Below are 2,172 nucleotides of genomic sequence, written 5' to 3'. Positions count from 1 at the left end.
CCGGTGGGCGCGTCGGGCGTCAGGAGCAAGGTGTCGGCGCGTTGCTGCACGTAGAGCTGCCGGTGCGGGGCCAGGGCGGCTAGCGTGTCGTTGGCCGGCCGATGCACCACCCGGTAATAATCATCGTCGAGCTGCGCAACGTTGCCCAGCACGGCACAGCCGCCCAGGGCCAGCGCGGTGGCGGGTAGCAGCAGGGAGCAGCGGCAGAGCATGAGAAGTAATTTAATTGGTTGTCATTCTGCGTATTAATCCAGATACGAAGGGGCTTCTCACGTTCGCCCTGCTTGATTTACTGCAAGCCGTTTTGCCGCGATAAGGTCCTTCGTCTCTGCTTAATGCGCAGAATGCTCGGGATGACAGGTTCGCCCTACAGCAGCGTGCCGCGCAGCATCACCAGCGCCACCGTAAAGTAGATGATGAGGCCCGTGACGTCGACCAGCGTGGCCACGAAGGGCGCGGAGGACGTGGCCGGGTCCAAGCCCAGCTTCTTGAGCAACAGCGGCAGCATGGAACCCGCCAGCGAGCCCCACAGCACAATGCCCACCAGCGCCAGCCCCACCGTGAGGGCCACCATGAGCCAGTGCGGGCCGTAAATGGGTGTGATGGACTGCCACACCGCAATGCGCGCAAAGCCCACGATGCCCAGAATAACGCCCAGCGCCAGCCCCGACATAATCTCGCGCCGCAGTACCCGCCACCACTCGCCCAGCGTGAACTCGCCCAGCGCCATGGCCCGGATGATGAGCGACGTAGCCTGCGAGCCCGAGTTGCCCCCGCTGCTGATGATGAGCGGGATGAACTGCACCAGCACGATGGCCTTCTGCAGTTCGCCCTCGAAAAACTGCATGGCCGAGGCCGTGAGCAGCTCGCCCAGAAACAGCACCACCAGCCAGCCGGCCCGTTTCTGCACCATGCGCATGAGCGGGGTGGCCAGGTAGGGCTCGTCGAGGGCTTCGGAGCCACCGAATTTCTGAATGTCCTCGGTGTCTTCTTCCTCCCGAATGCTGAGGATGTCGTCCTGCGTCACGATGCCGAGCAGGATGCCCGTATCGCTCACCACGGGCAGGGCCACGCGGTCGTTGCGCCGGAAAATATCGATGGCTTCTTCCTGGTCCTGCGCGGCGTTCAGGCTCACGTAGCGGCGGTCCATCAGGTCGCGCACACGCGCCTCGGGGGCAGCGAGCAGGAACTCGCGGATGCGGATATCGTCGATGAGCACGCCGTGTGCGTCGGTCACGTAGAGCATGCTCAGCGTTTCGGACTGCCCGCCGTGCCGACGAATGTACTCGAGCACCTGCTGCACCGTCCAGTGCTCGCGAATGGCGATGTAGTCGGGCGTCATCAGGCGTCCCACCGAGTATTCGGGGTAGCCCAGCAACTGCAGCGTTACCTTGCGCTCTTCCTCGCTCAGGCTCTGCACCAGCTCGGCCACGAAGTTGGCGGGCAGAAATTCGAGCAGGGCCGTGCGGTCATCGGGCGACATCTCGTTGAGGATGTCGGCCATCTTGTCCTGGGCCAGGTTGGCCAAGAAGTGGCGCTGCACTTCCAGGTCGAGAAACTCGAATACCTCCGTCGCCAGCTTCAGCGGCAGCAGCCGGAAAATGATGAGCTGCTCGCGGTCATCTTCCTTCTCAATGAGCGACACCAGCTCCGAAGGCTGAAAATCGCGAAGCAGCTGCTTGAGCTTAAAAAATTCGCCCTCCTGAATCAGGGACGTGATGGTTTCCACGGTCTGCGGCTGCATGAAAAAGAGGAGGGGGAGGTGCTTCGCTAGGCAAGCGGGGTTGATGAAAAAATTAAGCGCCGCAAAAGTAGGGCGAAGCCGCCGGTAAATGGGTATTTGGGGATATTTGTTATTTGGAAGGGGGCTGTCATTCCGAGCACAGCGAAGGACCTTCTCCCGCTTGCGCCGTATGAGAGGCCCCGCGAACAGTGGCGAACGGCAGAAGGGCCTTCGCGCCGTTCAGCCTCGCCCAAATTTCCCCGGCCGTCCCATCTTGCCGGCCCAACCCCGTTATCATGCCCGATACTTCTGCTGCCGCCGCGCCCTTGGGCACCCTCGTGGTGCTCGGTGGCGGCGACGACGACCCGTTTCTGACGCTGCTTGCCGGCCTGCTGCCCGACCGCAATGCCCCCATCGAGGTGTTCACCACGGCCACCCGGCGCCAGCCT

General features: G+C 62.8%; 2 protein-coding genes. Both read right to left on the bottom strand.

The window, feature by feature from the left end; genetic code table 11:
* Positions 1–212 (bottom strand): hypothetical protein (locus tag ACYVDE_RS20840; protein ID WP_460503460.1); only part of this gene is annotated, 212 nt, incomplete at its 3' end.
* A 155-nt stretch (positions 213–367) separates the two neighbouring features.
* A complete protein-coding gene (gene mgtE / locus ACYVDE_RS20835; protein ID WP_460503459.1) occupies positions 368–1,744 on the bottom strand; it encodes a magnesium transporter in 1,377 nt (458 codons plus the stop codon).
* Positions 1,745–2,172: the final 428 nt, after the last annotated feature.

It is taken from the genome of Hymenobacter agri (assembly GCF_054778495.1).
This window is presented reverse-complemented; position numbering and strand designations above follow the sequence as displayed.

Bases quoted from the DNA above. Each gene is read 5' to 3' on its own strand.
- mgtE (WP_460503459.1), bottom strand. From the start codon at position 1,744: ATGCAGCCGCAGACCGTGGAAACCATCACGTCCCTGATTCAGGAGGGC.